Raw genomic sequence first — 21,616 nt, forward strand, 5'->3', positions numbered from 1 at the left:
AAATATAAAGGTAAAATTATGAAACATGATTAATGTCGGTCTTTATTACAAGGTTAAGCAGGGCCATGAAAAGGATTTTGAAAACGCATTTGGCAATGTTGTTAAATTATTAAAAAGCTCTGATGTTGGTTTTCTGGATGGAAAATTATACAAGGAAGTTGACTGCCCAAGGGAATACATGATATACACTGAATGGAAGGACATAGATTCATTCAAAAACTTTCTGAAAATGAAGGAATATAATCAAACTGTGGATTATGGAAAAACTATTTTGGAATCCATGCCAAGGCATAAAATATTTGGAGAATCAAAGGAATAAATTTAATAAAATTTATAATCTATTTTAATATAAATAGGCAATGGAAATTAATTATAAGGCAGGTACAATAATTTCAGATTTTAACGACCCTGAGATATTTGTATTTGATAAAAGAATAAATATGTACAGGGCGCCTGCATACAAATATGCTGAAATTAAAAGAAAATATCCAGATATTAATGATAATGTTTTTAAGGACATAAAGCTTGATATATCATCAGAAATATCATTAAGGCCATACCAAAAAAAATCTCTTGAACTCTGGGGGAAAAATAATTATTCTGGAACAATAGTGCTTCCCACAGCTGCAGGGAAAACCATAGTTGGAATATATGCAATAACAATGCTAAAGGTACCAACAATTGTTATAGCACCAACGATTGAGCTTATACAGCAGTGGAGGGAGAAGCTTAAAAATTTTTTAAAAACTGACATAGGCCAGGTCGGCGGTGGCGAGAGGGATGTAAAGGATATTAGCGTATCAACATACGATTCTGCATATTTAATGGCGGACTCCCTTGGGAATAGATTTAAGTTCATTATAGCTGATGAGGTGCATCATATGGCATCTGAAAGCTACATACAGATAGCAAAGATGTATGCCGCACCCTACAGGCTTGGATTAACCGCAACGTATGAAAGGCCGGATAAAATGCATGAGAGCCTTGAAACTTATATGGGTGGTAAGGTTTTCGAGCTTGGATATGAGGAATTAAATGATTTTATATCAAATTATAAAATTGTTCGAATTCCCATTGAATTAAGCGAGGAGGATGAAATAGAATATCAGAAAAATCATGATATCTTTATTTCATATCTAAGAAAAAGGGATATTAAGTTAAATGGCAATATGGACTTTGAACACTTTATAATGACATCCTGGAACCAGGAGGGACGCGAGGCCCTGCTTGCATGGAGAAGGGCCAGGGAGATAGCATTTAATGCTGAGAAGAAAATCGAATATTTAAGGTATTTATTAAGTAAGCATGCCGGAGAAAAAATTATTATTTTTTCAGAGGACACTGCAACGGCATATACCATTTCAAAGGAATTTCTGGTACCTGCAATGACATACATGACACCTGGAAGGGAGAGAAAAAAATATCTGGAAATGTTTAAAAATGGTGAGATTACCGTGCTGGCAACATCCAGAATCCTGGATGAGGGTGTTGACGTTCCGGATGCATCCATAGCCATTATAATGAGCGGATCAGGCAGTACCAGACAGTTCAGGCAGAGGCTTGGAAGAATTTTAAGGCCCTCCGAGGGTAAATCAAGCTATTTATATGAGCTTATATCTGCAGGAACTGCAGAATATGGCACATCAAGAAGGAGGAGAAAGGGTGTTCCCGTCGGAATTGATGATAGCAAGGAAGACTAAAAATGGTTTAATATTTCCAATCTTCCTGTCCGGTGAAAATTCGGATTATATAGATAATGTGCTGGATATTTTTACAAAAAATATCGGAAATAAAAAGGAGATAATAGAAAAAAATCTGAAGGAACTTGAGGCAAAATCCTCAAATAATAAAATTATAAGGGCAATTTCAACAGTAATCTACAGAAATTCAATCTTTGAACCGCCTGTTTCTGTAAATGCACCCGAATTAAGGTATGATGTCTTTAAGGCTGCAAGGATACCTCCCCTGGATTATGAGGAAAAGATTGAAATTTTAAAAGATGTAATGGAAAAGTACGGATTAACATACGATGAGATAATTTCTGGACTCTATGCAGATCGTGATAATGAACAGGTTTTAAGGGCTGTTAAAACCGATGATGTTTGGCAAATAGCCAGAATATATAATCTTGAACAGATAGAGACAATACTGATGAAATGCACTGAACTAAGGATAACAGAGGCATCAGACTGGAATTATGCACTAAGGTCCATTAAACTGCTGGGTCTTCTTTATGAAACACATACAGATGGCGAAAATCTGAATTTTATAACGGTGACCGGACCAGTATCAATTTTCGAAAATACAGAAAGGTATGGTACAAGGTTTGCCATGCTTATTGAGAAATTATACAAAATGGATAAATGGGCAATAGATGCAGATATAAAAATAAAGGATAAATATGACAAAAGTGAGAGTGTGTACAAGCTTAAAATAGGCGATAATGTATCTTATTATTTGCCTGACAGGAAAATAAATGAGGATACACCATCATACAGTTTCTTAAAAAAGGCAGAACCATTAATTATTAAAAATAATGTATATTTTCCAGATTATATAATAAATATAGATGGAAAGGATGTATATATAAATATTTCAAATCTCAGGTATTTAAAGCAGGACTCAAAGACAGAAAATGAGGTTAAAAAATATGTTAACTGGGAAAACGTCTATGTTCTAAGGGATAAGGAAAAAATGATTCCCGGTAGCATCTGCTTTTACAATGATATAGATTTCAATGCATTAAAAAGGTATCTTGAAGAAAAGTATTCAAATAATATCTCAATTAAAAAGGAAATAGATGAGTATTCAATAAATGAAATTAAAAAAAATATAGAGAAATTGTATCCGGATACAGAAAAGATCATCAATTATATAGAATCAGAGGGGCTTATACCTGAAAGGCTCCTCCCGGCACTTGGATACAAATTGAAATGGAGGGGGCTGGACCTTATTATAGTAAAAAAATAATTATATATAATTCCAGAGTTTGTCCTGCCATAAATCATATTCCTCTGTTATTTCCTTGATATTAATTATGTTAAAACCATTTGATTCCTTAGATTTATTATATAATTCCATAAGCTGTTCAAAGTTTAAATGTGCCAGTTTATCGAAATATTCGCGGATTTTCTTTTTAATTTCAGGATGAAAATCATTTATCTTATCACCCCTGTAAAGCACCCTGAAATATTTTTGATCCCCAAGGGTTACATGAAATATTCTCCATGTTATGTCCATTTTTTCCTCGTTTTTAAAATAATTCCCGGTTAAATTGGCCAGGGCTGGAACAACATCAAAATCCCTTTCGTTATTAAGCTGAAATGCAATTTCAAGACCCTTCATTATAATAAATTATATTATTATATAACTATTTTATTAATGTTCAAATTAATCCTTTTTGATAATTCTATCATGAATTATGTACCATGTACCCAGCCCTATAATTCCCATTGTGCCATCGGCATCGTAAAGTTTTATCTCAATAACAACAGATTTATGACCGGCCTTAATTACATCGGAAACAAGCCTGAACGGACCCCTGTGCATTGGATTTAAAAAATTGATTTTAAGTTCCTGAGTGACCTGATCAGAACCATTGTTTACCGTCATTGCTGTAAGCCCACCTATAAAGTCTGCTGCAGCCATCATCATCCCACCATTTAATACCATGCCTGCACGGGTTATCCTTTCAGAATAGGGCATGGACATTTCACAGTGGCCCTCTTCAACTTTGGTTATTTCCAGGCCAAGATATGAAAAAACCTTATCTGCAGAGAAAAGTTCGTTCAGTGCCTTTAAATTACTTGCCAAATTCATGGCCTTTTCTATTCTTCCTGGCATGCATACTAATTACTTTTTTGTTTATAATTCTACTTAATAATTAGAAGATAAAAATATTAAATTAAATCAATAAATAGACTATTATAAGGCTAGGATAATATTATATAGAATATTAAAATATGGAAAGGGAGATAGCCTCGTGATAAAAAATAGCATTAGAAATCATAATTAAATCAAAATCGACGCCATTATGATCGGGGATATTTTCACTGGGGTGATTCATAATGGAGGCACAGGCAGGTAATGAGGGCGTCAGCCAGGTGGTACTTGAGGCGGTAAACATAGACTTTTCATATGATAATGGCTACAAGGTATTTGAAAATATAAACATAGAGGCGGATAGTGGTAAGTTTGTGGCCATTATTGGACCATCAGGTATTGGCAAATCAACACTTTTAAGGATTCTTGGCGGTTTTTTAAAACCCGATAGGGGTGAGGTCAGATTGATGGGCAGGGTTTTGCACGAACCAACCCCGGAGGTTGCCCTTATACATCAATCCATTGTAACATTTCCATGGATGACGGCAGAGGAGAATGTAATGCTTTCCATGAAGACCAAGAACATGGACCGGGAAAAAATGGAGGAAAAGGCAAGGGAGGCCCTGGCCAGGGTCGGCCTTGAGGGTTTTGAGGACCTTTATCCAAAGGAGATGAGCGGTGGTATGAGGCAGAGGGTTGCAATAGCACGTGCCTTTGCCGCGGACCCCTACATATTTTTAATGGATGAGCCATTTGCCCATCTGGATGAGCTTACCGCCGAGGGGTTGCGCCAGGATATATACAATATATTATTTAGTGGTGAAACACCACTTAAATCAGTTATAATGGTTTCACACAACCTTACAGAGGTTCTTGAGCTAGCCGATGTTATATACATACTTAATAATATTCCTGCCACAGTGGTAGGAAGGGTTGATGTAAATATGCCAAGACCCAGAAACCCTAGAAATGATGATTTTAATGCAAATCTTGACATGCTATACAGTTATTTAACGCCACCGAGGAAAAGAGAATGAGGGGTAATAATGAATCAGATAGTGCTGATAATTCTGGCGGTAATGGCCACAGCGGGACGGGTAATAGGCCTGATATTAATATCAATATTAACAGGCTGGTTTCTGGCCTATGCATCCATAAAATCAAAGTTTTTTGAGAATACATACATAATTTTAATAGAGATTTTTGAATCGGTACCGGTAATAACATTTTTCCCTGTTGTTCTTATTATATTCATAGACCGGGTTGGAGGGCCGCTTGGTGTTGAAATGGCTGCAGATTTTCTGGTTTTCACTGCAGTTGTATGGAATATATGGATGGGGGAATACCAGGCATTTAAAACAGTTCCACGAGAAATGGTTGAGGTTGTTGAGAATTCTAAATATAAGTTATTTGGAAAATTAAGAACACTTTACATACCATTTTCGATACCAAGAATAGCAGCCAATTTATTTCCAAGTGTTTCTGATGGATTTTTTTACATAACAGTAAGTGAGGTATTTGAGGTTGGAATACATACATACCAGACATTCGGCATAGGGTCTGTGCTTGATACATTTGTTGCAGATGGCAATACATTTTTAATAGAGATGTCACTTTTAATACTTGGCATTATTATAGTGGCCATTATTCTAATTCTCAGGGAATTCTCAAAATATGCTGTTAGCAGATACACACTGGATAATGATGCACCTGTTTTAAAACGTGGCAGGATTAATCTCAGGGAAACAGCAAGGGTCTTTGCAGTGATATCAAAGAACCCATTCTCCAGACTGTCCAGATATTATAAATACAGGGAAAATGAGAGCCATGAGGAAACATATGAGAAAAAGGTCAAAAAACAGAAATATTTAAAATATATATATGCAGCCGCAGGAATTTTTCTTTTAATATTAATATTATATGCTGCTGTTTCAACCATAATATCTGTAAAATATAATGAATGGATGTATTTATTCTCAAAAACAAAGATGCTCCTCACAGGCCTTGGATTTGACTATTTAAGGGTATTAACAATATTGCTTGTATCCATGGCTATAGCCATATTTCTAGGATACTATCTTGCAGTCAATAAGCATGCGGAGCTTGTTGGAATCCCATTAATACAGATATTAAGTGCCTATCCTGCACCAATATATTTCCCATTTATATTTATAGCAACAGAACCTTTTATGTTCAGCGTTTTTGGTGGTACTGCAAATGAACTTTATGTACTTTTCCTTGGATTTGTAAGCACGTTTTATTATGTATTTTACTCATTCTGGATGGGGGTAAAGGCAATGCCAGCAGAATACTGGGAAATAACAAGGAACCTAAAACTTGGCTATTTTAAAAAAATGAGGAAGGTTATCATACCGTCAACATTTCCATACATGATAAGTGGAATCTCATCCACAATAAACAGTGCGTGGGGAGGTCTTATGATAGGTGAATACTGGCCCCATATATATGGTACTCATTCACTGTATGTCCATGAGGGATTAATGAAAACAATAGATGTTGCAACAGGTACAGGAAATATAGCACTTGCGGCATGGGGTTCATTTATATTCGGTATAATAGTGGCAATATATTCTGTTGTATTTACAAGAAAAATGATGGATCTGGCACAGAAAAAATACGTGGCAGAAGAGGGTGTTTATGCTGCATAATTTTTATAATTTATTTTTATTGTGTCATTAATATTATAAATAAAAATGTTATATGGTAATTATGGATGTTATTGATCCTGATGCTAGAATTGCTGATCTGGTTGGACTTTTATATGTTTTAAACAATATATTTAACGGAAAAACTGATCTGTACAAGCTGGAGAAGGAAATGGAAGTTGATATTGATGATTTAATGCCCATAGTATACACCGCTGAAAGATTGGGGCTTGTTGCCGTTGAATCTGGGGATATAAATATTTCAGATAAGGGTAGGGAATACATAAAATCCGGCATGATTCAGAGGAAAAAAATAATAAACAATTCATTAAGGGATATAGAACCTTTCAAAACTGCAATTGAATTAAAATCATTTAGCCTGGACGATATACTTGAAAAATTGAAGGATAATGGTGTTCAGACATTCAATAATCCGGATGGTTTACATGATCTGGAGGTAATTTTAATAGAATGGGGTGTTTATTCACGCCTTCTTAAAAAAACAGATGATGGTTTTGAGGTAAACACACAGGATCAATCATAGTATATTTTTCCAGAGTTCATAATCTGATTTCCTCCTTCTTATAAGCATGTTTGTCCAGTATTTGTGTATAATAAATTTTGGTATGGAACATGAATAGTTTTCCTGATTGTTATTTTTTATAAAGTTGTATTCAATATCCTCAAGTATTAAATCCTTTATCATATTTTCAGTTAAAATGTAATAGGTATCAAATGCGGTATCAGCAAGCATCCATATCAGTTTTTTTCTGTTCCTTTTAAAATCTATATAATTTAAGATTTCTATTCTTGTCTGCCTATCAATTGATTGTGACTGCTGTATGGATTTTATTATCTCATTAAAAAGATTGGTTCTGCCAATTCTTCTCTGTGAAAAATCAAGGTTAATTAAGTCAAAACTATCATTATTTACAAAGACTATTTTGACATATCGGTAATCGTTATCTGCAAGTCTTACCTTAAAGATAACATCATTATCCTCATTATATATTTTAATGCACTCGATATCATCAAACATCCTAAAAAGTTTTATGGCTGCAGAGAATATTTCTTTCTTTTCACCCTCAGATCTCTCTGCAAGCTTGCAAACCTTCCTTAAACCCTGCCTCTTAATAATTTCGGGTTTCATATATATACTCAATTAAAAACTATTTTAATAATTTAACCTTTAACCGTGAAACTTAAATTTGAATCAAAACTGCTTTTATAAAAAATGGTTACTGTATGAATAAAATATATATTTTTATCCAAAGTAGTTAAGATCCTCCCGTGAATTTTTATTTTTGGATTCTTCCTTCATTTTCTCTGTAATTTCCTCAATCTGCCTTGCCTTTTCATCTATATCCTTAAGATCAATTTTGCTTCTCAGGATCTTCGATAAAACCATTATAATTTCCCTTGCACCCTTTGGATCCGCAAAATAACCAGAGGTCTCGCCCATAAGACATGCGCCGTCTATTGAAAACATTTCCTTGCCAATGCCAAGTATTAGTGCTGCAGAACCAACTATTCCGCCACTGGGTTCACCTGATGGAAATGATACACCGGCTTTTTCAAGTGGTTTAACAAGTTTTTTATCACTTACCGCCCCGAGCACCTTTGGCTTTTCAACTATCTTGCCTATGCTATATCCACCAAGGGTATATATCCTTGAGATATTATATTTATTAAGATAATTTAGTATTTCATATGAAAGTTCATACTGGCCTTCCTGTGTCGTTCCCTGAAAATCACCCGCAATAAAAATTAAATCATTCTTTTTCCCGGTTTTTTTATAATATATTGAGTCCCTAACAAGGTGTATTTTATTGTCAAAAATAAAAACCTGAGGTGGCAGATATTCTGAAAATATGTCCGCCATTTTCTTCATTTTTAATTTTTCTATAAAATAATCTGCAGTAATCTTTCCAACGTTGCCAATACCAGGCAAACCGCTAACAAGGATGGGATTTTCAAGTTCTGGCTCCTCATATTTTTTAAATATTATTTTTTCCATCATCATCACTTTCCTTCAATTTAATTCTGTACTTTTGAAATTTATCAGCAGGAGAATATTTCATGGGTATTGCCATTTCGGTACTTCCACCACATTTAGGGCATATTTCCTCAAGTGTATAAATATTGCATTTCCTGCATTTCCTAATTAATGTTTTCATTATAATTTATTCCTCTCTATTAAATTCAAATGAAACGTTATTTTTTTTGCTTTTGGTTTCTATAACATTAATTACATTTTTTAACTTTTCCTCTGCGGACTTATAATCTTCGTCTATTACTGTTATTTTATACCTTGGTGCACCAATATATGTAATCTGCACATCCTTATCATCTATAAGGTCATCGGTTAAAACATTTTTTATTGTTTCAATTCCATTGGGTGCCAGGGAATACATTTCCAGATAACCACCAATTTTTACCGTGGGTATTGCTATATTTTCCTTTGCTATTTTAATAAGAGAATCTTTCCATTTTAAATCCTTATCTTTTAAAAAATCCTTGCTTGATGCGGCCTCAAAGAAAGCAGAGTAAAGTGTTCCATATTCTGTTAATAATAAATCCTCTATATCCTCCCTTTCCTTGCTTTCATTAATATTTTCCTCCTCAAAAAGCATGTCTAAAAGTTTATGAGCCTTCTGTTCGTTTTTCCATTCCTCTATTTTTTCCCTTTTTTGATGTTCGTTTACACGCTTTAAGGAAAGATCTACATGATTTCTTGATGGGTCAACGTTTAGAACCTTGCATACTGTCCTCTGATTAACCCGTAAATAATCCTTAATATGCTTTATCCAGCCTGTGGCAACCTCTGTAATATGGACAAAACCTGATACACCGGGATATTCATCCAGATCAACAATTGCCCCGTAGTTTTTAACTTCCTTTACAGTGACAACCACAAGGTCGCCTGTATCCGGGATATCCCTAGGCATGATAACACCTCATAATTTAACTTTTTCCACCAGCTCACCGGATGTTGAGAGTGTGGCACCGGTTGGTTTTGCAAGAGTGGACCCGCATATGTTGCAAACAACCTGTGAGGATATTTTTGAATAAACCACCTGCTCGTTTCCACAGTTTTTGCATTTGATTTTTACAAATGAATTCCCAACGTTTTTTAATTTATGAAATTCGTCTGCCATAATTTTCACGCCTCCACTATTTCAAATTTCTTTGCCCTCTGGCCTTCTGGTGTTATAGATTTCTTGCATACAGTGCATTTCAATCTTAATGCTATTCTTTTAGTTGGTTTTTCCCTGCCCTCGTACCTTGGCCTTGGGAAACCTCCATAACCTGATGTTACCCTTCTAAACCTTCTCTGACCTGCCCTTAACTCACTTGCCTTTCTTTTTCTTACCCTCTCAACATCATGAATCGTATGTTTTTTGCAATATGGACAGTAAGTTTTAATCTGCTTTGGCATTTTCATTTTAATTTACACCTTTTTACTATATTTTTTACTTATATATAACATTTGACAGTTAATTATATAATTCTTAAAATCATTGTGGTTTAAATTCATTCCAATGATGCCATAAAATTTATTGATATATAGGATATTTTAGTCCAGGTTGATTAAGGTTTTAAGTTAATACAATTTCTTTTTCACAAATATCATAAATCACATAATGATTAATTAACAAAATAGTTAGATATAAGGAATTAGAATAATAAGTTACTTTCTCTTAAAACTCCCCAAGCTACTATAATTTTGCCTTTTTTTCCTCTTTAAATTTGTATACAAAAAATAGATACCTGAGACAGCCATTACAAATGATGTGATCTGGTAAGCTAATGAATTAGTATTAATAAACAAAATAAAATAAAAGACTCCAAATATTCCTGAAACAATTAAAAGAATTGAGGCAACTACAGAAATAATAAAATATTTTAAATTGTTTTTATCCATGAGGTTTCATACATTCGCAAGCCTGTTTTTCATCTCTATTTAATAATGTCAACAGCCATTTAAATCTTGTGCATCATTTTTCCTTAGCCTTGAATATATAACATCTGACCTTATTTCACATACATAAGTTCAATCCATCCAAAGTTAAAAACAAAATTTAATTCATATCTAAAATCCTTCTCGTTACACTTTGCCTTGTACAAAATTTCCTTTGTAGTTATATGTGTAAGCTCGCAATAATATCCAAGGTTTCTTAATTTAAATGTTAAAGTGAGAAATAATTTTACTTTAAGATTATCAAACCATCTTCGCAGGTCCTCATTAAGAAGCGGTTACTGATACTTCTGCTGGATCGTCATAAGAACATAAAGACTGGCTAGATAAAAGTATTCTATTAATAAATTAAATGGACCGGTCGGGATTTGATTAATGTTTTAAGGGAATACTATTTTTCTTTAGCCTGATCCTTCACAGAAATTCCCCTATCAGATATGGATAGAGCAACAAAATGAGCACTGTTTCCTACGGCATATGTTAGGTCAAAAATGTAGAGATAATCGGAAACGTCCTTTGAAATGAATGCCATAATGTTGATTGCCAGAACGACAAGGGACACAATTATTACAAGAATTAAGTGGTATACATAACGATTCATGATTGTCTGGCACTCATTTTAACTCTATTCTTCCTACTTATGTGAGCACTCAGAATAAAATATACTCCAGCGACAATGGAAACTATGGAAATCAAAGCACCAAATGAATACAATATTTGAACATTAAATGAACCTAATAACCCCACAACACCTAAAGTTAGAAATATAATTCCAAATGTTGATAGGAATGATGCCCTAATTCCTGCTTTTTCTGTATGCACTCAAACCACCCTGAATGAATAATCTAACCATAGCAGCGAAAATTAACATTATACCAATTACAAATGAACCTGCCCATACTAAGGATTTTACTCCCAAGTAAAATGCTAGAATACCGAACGAAAATAAAGTGATTCCACTAACTAAACTCATAATGCCAGTTCTAAAAAACCAAGGGGAATCTTTTTCCATTATAAAAATAACTGCCACACAAATAGAGGCTATGGAAAAAACCAATGGCAAAACTATTGGCAATGCCGATATGAAATTTCCATTAAACTTTAGGTTGTTAGATAGAAATATTGACACATATAGAAGAGCTAAACCAACAATATAAAAAAGAAGGGACTTATAGATGTTCTCATATCGCATATTTACTTCCCTTTTCTCAATCTTATTAAGCCCCAGTGCAACATTGAATTACATTATACGCATCCTCAGTGCACTCTCCTGCTTTATAAATACAATAGGCACACGCAAGAACATCAAGACTAAAGCATATAAGGCAAGCAGGTAACGTTAAAAAATCAAAGCAAGCTGCAAGACAATCTGGTAAAACTAGACACTCTGCGCATATCTCCTCAATGTCAGGAACACTAAGAACGCAATCCGTGAGACTCAATGCATTCTCCAGGCAACATGTAAAATTAAAATCCATTAAGGTCACCTTGTAAGATAGTTCCATCACATCAATTGCCTTCAATTTATTTCGATTGCTTTCATATGCTTCAGGAAATGCGCTCAGAAGAGACTCCATTTTACTGTAAATCCACTTTCTCTTTTCTGAGGCACCATTATCTAATTTATTTATAACAAAACTTAAGTCCTTTGCAACCGATAAAAAGTCTCCGTTATAATTTATGCTTATAGGTAAAGCGAAAAGGTCAACATGGGTTGGGTCCTTTGGTGAAACGTTGATAGATAGAAACAATGCACCTTTGTTGTTTTCAAGTGGAACTATATTCCCTTCTAAGTATATTATGGCCTCATCATTGGCAATCTCAAAGTATAATGAATAAGCTTTTCCAGACTGGGATATTTTTTTTTCTGAAAGTTCATAATCCATCTCTCGAAATGATAGGGTGTAATTTTGAGTTTTATCAGAAAAAATTAGAGAAATGTCTTTCACACCGCTATTAGCAAATGTTTGAGGCGTTTGAATTTTTGGGGAGATCTTTCTAGGTTTCTTGTAAGTAATAACCTCAGTTTTTATTTCATCTTTATCCTTTGTCACTCGTACTACTTCTGACATTGTGAGTTCCTGCTTTCTGCTACCCATAATAAAAGAAGCAAATCATCTTATATAAATATATTCACATTTATTAGTAAACCCTGTAGTTCAGGGCATTTTTTAATATATAGAAGATGCGCCGGGATTTGATTAACGTTTTGAGGGGATACTTACCAAAATAGCACAATCTGCTCTGTAGCACATTAGTCACATTTCAAAGGTTATTACAGGTATTACTTGTTACAGGTGTAACATTTTGGGGGCAGTGTCTTTTAGTTTAATAGGAATTACTGCTCTTCCAGAAGCTCCCCCATCTGCTTATTGATTCCTTTCCTATCCTCCCGTTCATTTCGTGAGAAAACGTGAGACCGCTGTACTTCATTCCAATAGTCATAGTCTATTCTGCTATTCCTCCTTTCTTTTTTGATTAATACCATCTATTTCCACAACCCCTCATACTTTTCTTTCAGGTTATTGAGTTCCTGTCCTCCGCTCAAATTTGATACTGTTTTCAAGATAGCGGTAAACAAAGGCAAGAGCAATCATTATCACTAATGAAGGCAACGCCGCATACAGTGCAAAGTCCCTGAAACTAAGATAGGCATTTGCTACAAGCACATAAACTATGAAAAATATGGCCATCCCACCTATGATATACCTGTGAACGTGTTTTGAAACCATTTTTCACTTCCTCTTTGAATTTTCAAAGAGTTCTCTCATTCTCTCTTGTCTTGAACCGCTTTTTAGGCTTTTTATATATCCTACTGTTCCCACAATTACGATTACTGGTAACAAACCCAGATCAATAAAGGCCAGAACATGTGAATGTATGACCATTATAGCAATTGCTCCGATTAATAAAAACGCTATGAAGAGGAAACCTGCGAAAAGACTCAAATAACTAACTGGTTTATGATATTTTACCACTATAATCATCCCACGTTAATGTAAACTATCTAGCATACACCTACCTTTTGGCATATGTACTCGGCTCCCACGCTACAACCGTAATCTGTTATTTCCTCTATTGCCAGTGCGCAGAGAGAGGCACAAATTGATAGACAGATAAGGTAACCGATTAAGGTTTCAACAAATAATAAGCAAATATCTCCTGCTCCCGCAACACATACGTCCACACATATCTCATCCGAAGGTATGCCGTCTGCCAATTCCTCGCATATTTCCTTAACTAATGCCTGACAAATGTCGCATTGAATAGATGGATCATTGCTTGAGTATGTTTTATTTGATACCACTAATGTTGTGTCTATCGGTTTACTATCCCCGCAACAAGCTTTTCCCTCACTAATGCCTACAATTTTTAGCTTTGAATCATTTTTATTCTTTTCCATTGTATTTATGGAGTATGTTGCTTTCCCAATATTTTTTCCATCGAATATAGTATAGTTGATAGTGTGATTACCGTTTGCATCTCCTTTCAATACTTGCGTTCCTTGAATTAGTTTTGGTTTCTCTCCCTCAATCTCTATAAGGATAGAGGCTTGCTGGATTCTCGCTTCCTTTTCCGTGCTTTCATCAAAATGAAGCACCTTTACACTCTTAATTTTCTTTGTCATAAGACTAATAATCAAATCATCATGTATATATATTCCTATTTTGTGAGTGGTTAGTCCTTTGTGACATACCTTTATGTGCATTTCATACAGAGCCTTGAAATTAAACGAAATAGTAACAAAATAGAGGATTTAGTTTATGCTTAATTGAATTTTACCCAATACATAACGAGAAAGTCGGTAAAATACAAGCTACACGTACGAAAATAGCAAATTCATTTTCATAATCCACTGGCCAGATACCCTTGAACAATAGAAAAACAGCACGGCACGAGAACCCCCTCATATTGTGTAATCCCGCACTGAGCGAAGCGGCATTGTGCGGTCAAAAATTCCCCTCCCCTGTTCCCCTGTAATTGCCCTCCGCAGGAGAGAATAATGTGCCCTCAGCGAGCCGGAAGTCTTGCGAAGCAAGACCGAGTGGTGTAAGCGTTAGCGGTGGGTGGTGTGAACACCAAGCGTAGCGAAGGTGTGAAACACCACACATACACCACGAGCGGCGAGCACAGGACACCACCCTGAAAGAGCAAAGCGAATGAAGGGCTCTTCTAAGAAGAGTGCGAGACGTAGATCAAAAGAGGGGTGGATTGCGTGAGCAAGACGGGGTGAATTTTGATTGGAGTCGAAGCATGGGGTCCTGTGCTCGGCGTGCAGGCGAGCTGAGGGCACATAATAATTGGCGAAGGCTCAAAGAGGGGTTAGGGGTGAATTTGAGCCGGAGCCTTACCAATAGGTACTAAAACCTGAATGCGTATTACTATACCTATGGCAATAGCCAAGGACAGAATGATAAGCGTACGTAAGTCCGATTTGGATAGCCTCCTGGCTACCATTGAGACTCTTGAGAATGAGTATGTCATGGATCAGCTGGAAAGAAGTGAGCAGGACATACAGAGGGGTAGAGTAAGGAATGTAAGAGAGTTTCTTAAGGAACTATAATGATGAAAAGCTCGATTATAACCGTTCAATATTCTACCTGACCTTTTTTAATGTAACCTTTCCTTCTTCCAGATAGAAACCTAAAAACTCACCTTCACCTATCGACAGCTCTTCTGAGACCAGAAACCCATATAAATATAACATACCTTATGGGCTCGTTTGCTGTTATTTTGTTTCTTAGGACATCTTTAAGAAATTCAGCCAAAGAACCTTTTGCCGTAGTACCACCAGTATCATCTCGTGACCGTATCTGAACAAAGAGATTCTCTTTAGATGTACTAGCGATCACATCTATGTCGTGTTCATTTGTGGTTTGGGAATTTAGTATTTTCTTTACAATTTTCAGGTGTTCGTTCTTTTTATACACTTTTGCCGGGGTTTCCTTCAAAATTGCTCTTATTAACCCTTCGGCAAAATTACCTTGCCTGGCCCTGTAAGAACTGTGTATAAATTGTTGAAATGCAAACAAGTATGAAGAATAGTTAGCTATAGGGTAAGATTCCTTTCGCATCGCGCTTTCTAATCCTGCGCCCATACGTTTTAACACATCTAAGTCGTCTTTATACGACAAAAGACCATTTTTCTTTTCTTTCTGGAAGCAACGATTAGCAATTTCTGCCGCTAATCCAAGAGGGCTCTTCAGAATGGACAGTAGGGTCTGCGTGGTTGGGTCGCTCGTATCTTCTAAAAGAATGATTTTTCTTTGTTTATCTTCACTATCAGGATTTGATTCACTCATAATTTACACCATTGTTACGTTCTCTTTTTCAGCTCTCCAGATACAATAGACGCATCGGATAATAATATTTGTGACTCCATTGTATAATATCTGCCTATCTTCTTCTTGATGAGCGTGATGAGACCAAGATTCTGCAGGTAGTTCACACTCTGGAAGAACGTGGACTTGCTCACACCTCTGAGGAGCATGTTGCCTGACGCTGATACCTCAGAATATGCCCTGTTCGTATCCTGGTTCTTGATCAGGGCTGCCAGTATCAGCAGATCACGGTCTCCAAGGTTCTTGAGTGTTTCGCCCTCCACTTCCACATAGGCCTGCTTTAGGGCAGTTCTTACTGAATCATCGTCCCACTCGTTCAGCCTGCCGATGATTTCCAGCGCCTTGATGCCTATCCTTGCGTCGCTCCTGTAGTCCCTCACAAGCATCGCAGACAATAAACCAAGAGACTCCTTGTCGTATTTGTTAAGGCCCTCGTCGGCCCTCATTTTCAGTATCTCCCTGATCTCGTCCGAACTGTATTCATGGAATACGATGTGATCAGGCTGCAATGAGCTCTTGACGCTTTCATCGTTCATGTCCTTGTACCAGTATACCTTCTGCGTCAAGAGGATAAGATTGGCCCTGGTGTGTCTGGTCAAGTGATACAATATGTCATAGTCCTGGAGAAAATCGACCTCGTCAAGGATAACGATAGATTTCCCGGAAAGCATGGAGTCAAACCTGCTCTTCACCTCATCGATGTCGTGACCTCTGCTGTCAATTCTCGTCAGCTTGCGGTAAATCTTTATGGATGTGGGGTTTTCTCTTGCGTTCACGTAGAAGTAAGGTATGGATTTGCTCTCCCTGAACGCCGATGCTATTGTCAGCGCACTCAGGGTCTTACCGGAGCCCTTGGAACCATAGATGATTATGTGCCTTGGAAGGTTCAGGTTTACGTAGTCCGCAAGGTCGTTTGTTACCTTGTTCAGTTCGCTTCTTATGAGGATTCTTGGCGGCTTGAAGTCCATGTCGAAGATTATTGCACTCTTTATGTTGCTCGTCTCTTTGGCTCTCTCCTTCACCTTCTCCTCCACAAACGATATGGGATCTTTCATGGACATTGGATTACCCTTGCGACTATTTCATTGGACACGCAAAATTCTTAAGACTTCCGAACGAGCCGGATATCACAGTGTTGTAAAATGGTAATTTCACATTTTGGAGAGAGAGTGTGAGAAAACGAGTGAAGCTTCCGAATAAGATAATGCTGTTCAAAAAATAACAAAATTCCATTTTTCTGGTATGTTATGTTCATTGTATCAGTTATATAATATATATAAGAAAACCGCTGACGCGTTCGGCGACTCTCTCTCTTTCAGTGGTTTTCCCTCAGAATCCTCAGTATCGGAGTGGTGGAGCATTCAAGGGACTTCGCTATGGCTCTTGCGGACAATCCCTTTTGCTTTAGTTCCATTACTTTTCTTCGGTCTATGAAGGTGCCGTTTCTGGTCTTCAGGGAAGGCCTTCCAAACCTGACGCCCTTGCTCTGTGCCTGTTCCCTGCCTGCCTTCGTTCTGGAATTGATCATATTCCTCTCAAATTCTGCGAATGCACCCAGAATTTGCAAGAGGAGCCGTCCATTGGGTGTTGTGGTATCTATGCCCGGGTCATTGACGCTGACGAATCCTACGCCATTCTGGTCAAGGTATTCAAGGGTTTTCAGCAGATCGGATAAGGATCGGGCAAACCTGTCGATCTTGGAAACAATAACAATCTGGGGCCTCCTGTCAAGCGATTTGAGCATCCTCTCGAATTCCGGTCTGAGCGTATTCTTGCCTGACTTCGCCTTGTCTTCAAATATCTCCAATTCGTAGCCTTTCTGGCCTGTATACTGCCTGATTGCCTCCTTCTGCCTCTCGTTTGAGCCCTGTTTCACCTCTTCCTGGGTGCTTGCCCTGACATAGGCGAAAGCGAGTGTCATTTAAATCATAGAATTTAGGGACGCATATGTTATTAAAACCCAGTGTTTAGTGGCGATACTAAAATTACAAGTTTAGTGACATCAGCCGTTCGCTCAAATTATGAGTCTTCAATAGCGCCGTGTGCCCAAAGTCCAATGCCAAACAGAATAGCCTGGGCAATACCTCTTCCAACAGGCCCTACACCGTTTTGTTTTAGTGATGAGTCAACTTTGGTGTGTATAGCGAACTGGAGTGGAACTGCAATAACGTGCGCCACTGCTTTTTGATTGCTATTCATATCTGAAATAGTAGTAAATTCTTGAATTTAACCCTTTCTCTCGTTAACCTGCGTCGGTTAACCGTTACTTGTTCAACCGTTTCCTGATTTCCGTTTCAACGTTTTCCAATTCCTGTCCTTTCTCCTGAGCTATCTTCTCCAGATCGCTTCTCCACTTCTCTATGAGCTCATCAGGTCCGTAATACTTGGAATACAGCCTGTAAGTGTCGTATTGCCTGTTGGTGACCTTGAATCCGACGGTTTTCGTGTACCGATGTTCCGTTTGCTCAGCATTTCTCTCTAAGACCTTGGCTGGCTTCTGAGATATAAGGTCATCCAAACCTCTTCGTTTCTTTTCGCTCATCGTTTCACCCTTAACCTGTTTTCGACCTCTTTTGCAAATTCAACATAGGACTTTGATGCAGAAGCATCCTTCCTGTATGTTACTACTGGCTCTCCGGTCATTGTTGAATCCGTCACAGTCACATTTCTCGGTATTATGGTCCTGAACAGGTGCTTCGAGTAATGCTTCCTGACATCCTCAAGCACCTCATTCGATGATTTCGTTCTTGAATTGAACATGGTTACGACCATTCCCAGTATTTTCAGTGTTCGACCGAGCCTCGTGTTCACGAGGTCCACAACGCTGAGGAGCTGTGTAAGACCTTCAAGCGCAAAGAACTCTGCCTGTACTGGTATTAGAACGTAATCTGACGCCACCAGTGCGTTTATGGTGAATACTCCAAGGCTTGGTGGCGTGTCGATAATGATGAAATCGTATCGCCTTGACAGCTTCCTGAGTTCGTTGGCAAGGATGTATTCCCTGCCCATCCTGCCCGATAATTGCACTTCTGCACCTGCCAGGTCTATTATGCTTGGAACAATGTCAATGCTGTCTTTCCTGAGTATGGCTTTCTCAAGGCCTCCATCAAGCATCACATCGTACATCGTTCGATTCAGTTCACCTTTATTCACGCCAAACGAGGTTGTGAGATTGCCCTGCGGGTCGATGTCAATAAGCAGCACCTTGTGTTTTCTTGCCAGTACTGAGCCAAGGTTTACTGCGGTTGTGGTTTTCCCGCAACCTCCTTTCTGGTTGGCGATTGAGATGATCATTGATTGAACTTGGAAGCAAAGAGTTATAAGTTTATGGTTAACCCGCTGGAATTAACGGTTAGCGGTTAACTAAGAATAGAGCGTGTGGGACAAAGATTTTAGGTTTTGCCGTTGAATAAATAGCATGTCATTATTAGTCAGCGTGTTCTTGGCACTTGTTGCAGCTGCGATAGGTGCAGTTGTAACTTATTTATATTTGGACCGGGAGGGACACGAAGATAAGAAGGTAAAATATTCGATAATGGTTTTCCTGATCGTTCTTTTAGTGATTCTCTTTGCTATGTATGAAAACATTGTTTCGGCTTGGGTTAATAACCTTTTTACTTAATCTGCGTCTTAGTTTTTTCTGGTTCCGTTAACATTTCCCTCATGGAATCGATTGTCATTACCAGAACTCTCTCTCCAAGTCCCTTATATTTGTCAATAAGCTCACTGTTGGGAACAATTATTATAACTCTGAGATTCGTGCCTGCTATTCTTTCCTTCAAGTCTTCCATGCTGTGTTTCAGACCAGTCTCGATTTCCACCATGAAGAAATCGGTCTCTATGTCGAATGCGCCCCTTTCTCCTGTTGTCGACACTCTGTTTATGTGTACACCAAGCTCATTCAGGATGTCAACGGCCTGACTCTGCATTCCCGTATGCAAGTTGGACAAGTTCGGACTTTTCGAGTAGTACATAACGATCGGCTTTCCTTCCCTGAGATACTTTACCCTTCCCACCTCATTGTTGTTCTTCAGCTCTTCAAGAATGGTCTTTATTCCGAGCTTTGCCTGGTCCTTGCTGATTCCGTATTTCGCTGATATTTCCTTTCCCATTTCGGTTGCATAGGACATCCTCTCGCTGAGAATCTGCATAATCTCCTCCTTGTAGTCTATGTCCTTCCCTCTCCCTCCGGCTCCCTCTTCCATCCTTGCTTCCTTTACCGCTGCAACGATCCTTGGCGACTCCCTGTACTCACTGCCGTCGGAAACGTATGTCAGCACGGGAGCGAATGCCTGGCTCTCAGGAAATTCTATGTCCGTGAACTGCCTTGGTTGCAGCATCGAGACAGAAAATCTTACAAGCTGGTTGTAGGACAGTATCTGCAAGTCCGCATCGCCGAGCTTAAAAGTGAACTTTGTGCCGAAGTTTGCCCTCATCTCCGGCAGTATGTCGATAAGATTCTGCGTTATTATCCACAGCATTCCCTTATCGCGGATTTCGCGGGACATAACATCAAGGATGGTGTGGTATGATTTCGTCAGCCTGTGGGCCTCGTCAATGCATATGAGAACGCCCTTTCTTTTGCGCTCTTCCATTTCCCTGTATATCTGCCTCAGCATTAGCTCGGCGTAAAAGTTCTGAGCCTGCTTTGTTGGCAACGTTGAGAAATCGAACACGGTGCTCTCGTTTGCAAGCTCGACATTCCCCATGTCCTCTATGACTAAGGATTTGACGTTCTGCTCTATGGCGTTCAGCGTTTCGATCTGGTTCTTTGAAGCCGATTTTCTCTTCTCGCTGATTGTTTTCATGAAGCCTTTCCAGTCTGAGCTCTGCGACGCTATCTCCTGCAAAAAGGCAGGAGTTTGCTGTAATTGTATTCCGGAGCTTACTTTCTCGCCGAAGAATGCCGTCATATAGGCCTCGGAGAAGGCGTTTATGTCCCTGAATGGATTTGGCAAACACTCTTTTGCATCAATGACTGGTATTCCTAGATGCACCTCGTGATCATCGGGCTTGAATGAGAATATGATCCTTTGCCTGTCCTCGAATTTAGAGAGCAGGTGCATGGTGAGGTAGCTCTTTCCCTGTCCGGAAACGCCCGTAATTGATACGTTCCTGTTTCCCTTGTGCTCAATGTAATCCCTGAGATTTGCAGCTCTCGCTGAGCATTCATCTCGCTTGAACTTTCCTCTTTCTATATCTGGAATAATGGTGTATGCTATGGTCGTGTGGCCGGCAAAGCGCTTCAGTCTCCTTGACAGGTCGTAGAACATTCTCTCCTGGTTCCTGAGTGGCAGCTCTATGAGTGGTTTGGAAAGTACCCTTCTTGCATTTATGAGCTCAGAGAAGCCATATTCTCTCATAACCCTATTCTGGTCTTCCAGATATTTATTCATATCCGGCTACCTTTTTATTATGTATCGTCTGTGAGGATTGAGCGTTATTGTATAGTGCTGAACTTCTACCGTGCGTGCTTCTATCAAGTATACGAGGGCTATGATACCTATGGCCACTGCAAGAATTATGGAGTATTCCAGGCCCAGAACAAGGTAGATCAGGTAAGCGGGAATGCCGAATATTGCTGCTAGAATGACGATGTAGACGAAAAGAATAAGAGCACAGTACAGCAGGACAAGGGCTCCTATGAATCCCAGGATGAAGCCTGCTATTCCTATAGTCTCGTAAAACATGTTTCCTGACATTGTCATTGCCAACAGGAATGACCAGAGGCCCTGCCATATCATCCCTGTTACGAATACTATGACGGCGGTGATCAGGAATCCGAAGGTTGCTGCTTCTTCGTCCAT

Annotated in this window: 30 protein-coding genes; 9 read left to right on the plus strand and 21 right to left on the minus strand. The window is 38.1% G+C overall.

Translation table 11 applies throughout. The features are described 5' to 3' along the window. The first annotated feature begins 25 nt into the window (after positions 1-25). Genes AOG55_RS04935 through AOG55_RS04945 form a run of 3 tightly spaced genes read left to right on the plus strand, consistent with a single transcriptional unit; the run spans position 26 to position 2,970 of the window. On the plus strand, positions 26-319 hold the full coding sequence (locus AOG55_RS04935; RefSeq protein ID WP_048101910.1) for an antibiotic biosynthesis monooxygenase family protein: 294 nt from the start codon (positions 26-28) through the stop codon (positions 317-319). A 40-nt stretch (positions 320-359) separates the two neighbouring features. Beyond that, on the plus strand, positions 360-1,700 hold the full coding sequence (locus AOG55_RS04940) for a DEAD/DEAH box helicase family protein (protein WP_052656805.1): 1,341 nt from the start codon (positions 360-362) through the stop codon (positions 1,698-1,700). Next, the gene (locus AOG55_RS04945) at positions 1,636-2,970 is read left to right on the plus strand and encodes a DUF790 family protein (RefSeq protein ID WP_162216762.1); all 1,335 of its coding nucleotides are present in this window, start codon (positions 1,636-1,638) and stop codon (positions 2,968-2,970) included. The genes AOG55_RS04940 and AOG55_RS04945 overlap by 65 nt, the downstream gene beginning before the upstream one ends. Here the strand turns inward: AOG55_RS04945 and AOG55_RS04950 are convergent, their stop codons facing one another. Both AOG55_RS04950 and AOG55_RS04955 read right to left on the minus strand, forming a co-directional pair. After that, positions 2,971-3,345: a DUF2004 domain-containing protein gene (locus AOG55_RS04950; protein ID WP_048101912.1), complete on the minus strand. Its 375-nt coding sequence runs from the start codon at positions 3,343-3,345 to the stop codon at positions 2,971-2,973. A 45-nt stretch (positions 3,346-3,390) separates the two neighbouring features. After that, positions 3,391-3,843, minus strand: coding sequence for a PaaI family thioesterase (locus AOG55_RS04955; protein ID WP_052656807.1), 453 nt, complete (start codon positions 3,841-3,843; stop codon positions 3,391-3,393). Positions 3,844-4,067: 224 nt separating this feature from the next. Here AOG55_RS04955 and AOG55_RS04960 point away from each other — a divergent pair, with 224 nt between their 5' ends. From AOG55_RS04960 to AOG55_RS04970, 3 genes are all read left to right on the plus strand, one after another. Then, positions 4,068-4,859 carry an ABC transporter ATP-binding protein gene (locus AOG55_RS04960; RefSeq protein ID WP_048101913.1) on the plus strand — a complete coding sequence of 264 codons (792 nt, stop codon included), beginning with the start codon at positions 4,068-4,070 and terminating at the stop codon, positions 4,857-4,859. Between the two features lie 9 nt (positions 4,860-4,868). After that, positions 4,869-6,491, plus strand: a complete 1,623-nt coding sequence (locus tag AOG55_RS04965; protein WP_048101914.1) for an ABC transporter permease subunit — start codon at positions 4,869-4,871, stop codon at positions 6,489-6,491. 61 nt (positions 6,492-6,552) lie between these two features. Beyond that, positions 6,553-7,032, plus strand: coding sequence for an AAA-associated domain-containing protein (locus AOG55_RS04970; RefSeq protein ID WP_048102167.1), 480 nt, complete (start codon positions 6,553-6,555; stop codon positions 7,030-7,032). Here AOG55_RS04970 and AOG55_RS04975 read toward each other — a convergent pair. The 8 genes from AOG55_RS04975 to AOG55_RS09325 form a co-directional block, all read right to left on the minus strand. Beyond that, positions 7,027-7,638: a hypothetical protein gene (locus AOG55_RS04975; protein ID WP_048101915.1), complete on the minus strand. Its 612-nt coding sequence runs from the start codon at positions 7,636-7,638 to the stop codon at positions 7,027-7,029. The genes AOG55_RS04970 and AOG55_RS04975 overlap by 6 nt on opposite strands. Before the next feature lie 114 nt (positions 7,639-7,752). Further along, on the minus strand, positions 7,753-8,505 hold the full coding sequence (locus AOG55_RS04980) for a proteasome assembly chaperone family protein (protein WP_048102168.1): 753 nt from the start codon (positions 8,503-8,505) through the stop codon (positions 7,753-7,755). Next, positions 8,486-8,665 (minus strand): RNA-protein complex protein Nop10, encoded by a 180-nt coding sequence (locus AOG55_RS04985; RefSeq protein ID WP_048101916.1) that lies wholly within the window; start codon positions 8,663-8,665, stop codon positions 8,486-8,488. The genes AOG55_RS04980 and AOG55_RS04985 overlap by 20 nt, the downstream gene beginning before the upstream one ends. Positions 8,666-8,671: 6 nt before the next feature. Then, complete coding sequence (locus tag AOG55_RS04990; RefSeq protein ID WP_048101917.1) at positions 8,672-9,436, minus strand: translation initiation factor IF-2 subunit alpha; 765 nt, start codon at positions 9,434-9,436, stop codon at positions 8,672-8,674. Positions 9,437-9,445: 9 nt separating this feature from the next. After that, a complete protein-coding gene (locus tag AOG55_RS04995) occupies positions 9,446-9,646 on the minus strand; it encodes a 30S ribosomal protein S27e (RefSeq protein WP_048102169.1) in 201 nt (66 codons plus the stop codon). Between the two features lie 5 nt (positions 9,647-9,651). Further along, positions 9,652-9,933, minus strand: coding sequence for a 50S ribosomal protein L44e (locus AOG55_RS05000; protein WP_048101918.1), 282 nt, complete (start codon positions 9,931-9,933; stop codon positions 9,652-9,654). A 925-nt stretch (positions 9,934-10,858) separates the two neighbouring features. Further along, the gene (locus AOG55_RS09320; RefSeq protein WP_156318760.1) at positions 10,859-11,029 is read right to left on the minus strand and encodes a hypothetical protein; all 171 of its coding nucleotides are present in this window, start codon (positions 11,027-11,029) and stop codon (positions 10,859-10,861) included. 35 nt (positions 11,030-11,064) lie between these two features. Beyond that, complete coding sequence (locus AOG55_RS09325) at positions 11,065-11,289, minus strand: hypothetical protein (protein WP_156318761.1); 225 nt, start codon at positions 11,287-11,289, stop codon at positions 11,065-11,067. 152 nt (positions 11,290-11,441) lie between these two features. Here AOG55_RS09325 and AOG55_RS09330 point away from each other — a divergent pair, with 152 nt between their 5' ends. After that, on the plus strand, positions 11,442-11,624 hold the full coding sequence (locus tag AOG55_RS09330; RefSeq protein ID WP_156318762.1) for a hypothetical protein: 183 nt from the start codon (positions 11,442-11,444) through the stop codon (positions 11,622-11,624). 60 nt (positions 11,625-11,684) lie between these two features. Here AOG55_RS09330 and AOG55_RS05010 read toward each other — a convergent pair whose 3' ends face one another. The 4 genes from AOG55_RS05010 to AOG55_RS05025 form a co-directional block, all read right to left on the minus strand. Continuing rightward, positions 11,685-12,566 (minus strand): hypothetical protein, encoded by an 882-nt coding sequence (locus tag AOG55_RS05010; protein ID WP_055040985.1) that lies wholly within the window; start codon positions 12,564-12,566, stop codon positions 11,685-11,687. A 423-nt stretch (positions 12,567-12,989) separates the two neighbouring features. Next, positions 12,990-13,199, minus strand: a complete 210-nt coding sequence (locus AOG55_RS05015) for a hypothetical protein (protein WP_010917728.1) — start codon at positions 13,197-13,199, stop codon at positions 12,990-12,992. A 3-nt stretch (positions 13,200-13,202) separates the two neighbouring features. After that, a complete protein-coding gene (locus AOG55_RS05020; protein WP_156318763.1) occupies positions 13,203-13,445 on the minus strand; it encodes a hypothetical protein in 243 nt (80 codons plus the stop codon). Positions 13,446-13,474: 29 nt separating this feature from the next. Then, on the minus strand, positions 13,475-14,176 hold the full coding sequence (locus tag AOG55_RS05025; RefSeq protein ID WP_055040987.1) for a halocin C8-like domain-containing protein: 702 nt from the start codon (positions 14,174-14,176) through the stop codon (positions 13,475-13,477). Between the two features lie 726 nt (positions 14,177-14,902). On the opposite strand from AOG55_RS05025, the gene AOG55_RS09745 reads away from it, so the two are divergent. Beyond that, positions 14,903-15,031, plus strand: a complete 129-nt coding sequence (locus AOG55_RS09745) for a hypothetical protein (protein ID WP_269082532.1) — start codon at positions 14,903-14,905, stop codon at positions 15,029-15,031. Positions 15,032-15,125: 94 nt separating this feature from the next. Here the strand turns inward: AOG55_RS09745 and AOG55_RS05035 are convergent, their stop codons facing one another. The 5 genes from AOG55_RS05035 to AOG55_RS05060 all read right to left on the minus strand — a co-directional run bounded on the left by AOG55_RS05035 (position 15,126) and on the right by AOG55_RS05060 (position 19,103). Next, positions 15,126-15,770, minus strand: coding sequence for a hypothetical protein (locus AOG55_RS05035; protein WP_055040989.1), 645 nt, complete (start codon positions 15,768-15,770; stop codon positions 15,126-15,128). A 14-nt stretch (positions 15,771-15,784) separates the two neighbouring features. Next, complete coding sequence (locus AOG55_RS05040; RefSeq protein ID WP_055040990.1) at positions 15,785-16,870, minus strand: Cdc6/Cdc18 family protein; 1,086 nt, start codon at positions 16,868-16,870, stop codon at positions 15,785-15,787. Positions 16,871-17,124: 254 nt separating this feature from the next. Then, complete coding sequence (locus AOG55_RS05045; protein ID WP_055040991.1) at positions 17,125-17,730, minus strand: recombinase family protein; 606 nt, start codon at positions 17,728-17,730, stop codon at positions 17,125-17,127. Positions 17,731-18,072: 342 nt separating this feature from the next. Next, positions 18,073-18,351: a hypothetical protein gene (locus AOG55_RS05055; RefSeq protein ID WP_055040993.1), complete on the minus strand. Its 279-nt coding sequence runs from the start codon at positions 18,349-18,351 to the stop codon at positions 18,073-18,075. Next, complete coding sequence (locus tag AOG55_RS05060; RefSeq protein ID WP_055040994.1) at positions 18,348-19,103, minus strand: ParA family protein; 756 nt, start codon at positions 19,101-19,103, stop codon at positions 18,348-18,350. Before AOG55_RS05060 ends, AOG55_RS05055 begins: the two co-directional genes overlap by 4 nt. Positions 19,104-19,251: 148 nt before the next feature. Here AOG55_RS05060 and AOG55_RS05065 point away from each other — a divergent pair, with 148 nt between their 5' ends. Beyond that, positions 19,252-19,431, plus strand: coding sequence for a hypothetical protein (locus tag AOG55_RS05065; protein WP_156318764.1), 180 nt, complete (start codon positions 19,252-19,254; stop codon positions 19,429-19,431). Here the strand turns inward: AOG55_RS05065 and AOG55_RS05070 are convergent. Next, entirely contained in the window at positions 19,424-21,205 is a 1,782-nt protein-coding gene (locus tag AOG55_RS05070; protein ID WP_055040996.1) for a hypothetical protein, read from the minus strand. The two genes, AOG55_RS05065 and AOG55_RS05070, sit on opposite strands and share 8 nt — an antisense overlap. A 6-nt stretch (positions 21,206-21,211) precedes the next feature. Beyond that, positions 21,212-21,616 carry a hypothetical protein gene (locus AOG55_RS05075; RefSeq protein WP_055040997.1) on the minus strand — a complete coding sequence of 135 codons (405 nt, stop codon included), beginning with the start codon at positions 21,614-21,616 and terminating at the stop codon, positions 21,212-21,214.

It is taken from the genome of Acidiplasma cupricumulans (assembly GCF_001402935.1).
Classification (GTDB): Archaea; Thermoplasmatota; Thermoplasmata; order Thermoplasmatales; family Thermoplasmataceae; genus Acidiplasma; species Acidiplasma aeolicum.